Consider the following 1,345-nt stretch of genomic DNA (forward strand, 5'->3'; position numbering starts at 1 on the left):
TCAACTTGCCCGCTTCGACTTTGCTGTAATCGAGGATGTCGTTAATGATGGTCACAAGGTTATTGGCAGATTTGTGCAGCAGGAGCAATAACTCCCTTGGCTCTCGGCGGTTTTCGTTCTCAAGCAATATCTCGCTGATCCCCATGATCGCGTTCATTGGAGTGCGAATCTCATGGCTCATGTTCGCCAGAAATTCCGACTTGGCTTGCGTGGCTTTTTTCGATTTATCCAATGCAGACGACAAACGCTTCTCCATCTCGCGTCTATCGGTGATGTCACGTTCTACCGCGATAAAACGCAGTAGCTCGCCATTTTCATCAAACACCGGAGACAGCTCCAACTCGACCCAATATGGGTGCCGCGACTTGGTGTAATTGAGTATCTCAACCCTAACCGGGGAATGGCTGCGAACACTTTGCGAGAGCAGCGCGACGGTGTTTGCGTCGGTGTCTTCACCTTGCAGCAGTTCGCCCGGTGATTTACCAACCACTTCCTCTAACGAATATTCGGTTAACTGCTCAAACGCAGAGTTTACCCAAGCAATCGTGCCGTCAGGATGCGTAATGATGATGGTATCGCGAGCGTGTTCCGCCACCTCGGCAAGCTGCGATATTTTGGCGGATAACTGCTGTTGGGTCTGATGTTCTTGCTGAAGTTTATTTTGCGCTAGCGCTAAAGAGCGCGACATTTGGTTAAACGCCTCTCCAACGCGCGTGACTTCGTCATTGCCTGAAATAGAAATTTGCGAACCCGGTCCTTGCTGTGAAACCTTAATTACCCCAGTGCGGAGAAGATCCAAACGCTTCATTAAATAGCTGCCTAGCGCAAATGAAAACAGCGCCACCAGCGACATTTCGACAAAGGCAATCACCAAACTCGCATGAGTCGCAAACGAAAGCATTTGATGAACATGCTCGACGTGAACACCCATTTCTACCACGCCAAAAGTCTGATCGCCTAAAGTGATTGCTTTCGCCACGTCATAAACACCGTCGCTTGCATCGAAAGGACGAACATTGGTGTCAACGCCTGTGTAATCACCTTGAAGCGTAAGTTCGATGCCATCTTGATTGACGATACGGATGTAAGCCAACTTGTGCTCACTTACGACAGAGCGAGCAAAACTGTCTAAGTACGCCAGATCCGTTGCGATTACCGCGTCTCTCGAAGCTTGAGCAAACACACTCACCAAATTCTGGCTACCAACTTCGAGACTGGTCTCGTTCGAGCTTTTAAACCAGTTGAGGCCGCTGATGATAAGTACACCGAGCGCGAGTGCTTCGATGAGTGCAATGCCGATTATCGTTTTTGAACGCAGCGTCATAAAGCGCCCACTTATCTCGAA

The 1,345-nt window shown here is 49.4% G+C and carries 1 protein-coding gene; it reads right to left on the reverse strand.

What is annotated here, in order from left to right; genetic code table 11:
- The coding region (locus tag R7P35_RS24570) for a PAS domain-containing protein (RefSeq protein ID WP_318092958.1) at nt 1-1,324 on the reverse strand (1,324 nt) is incomplete at its 3' end.
- Between the last annotated feature and the right edge of the window lie 21 nt (nt 1,325-1,345).

This window comes from Vibrio sp. Vb0304, assembly GCF_033338995.1.
GTDB lineage: Bacteria > Pseudomonadota > Gammaproteobacteria > Enterobacterales > Vibrionaceae > Vibrio > Vibrio alginolyticus.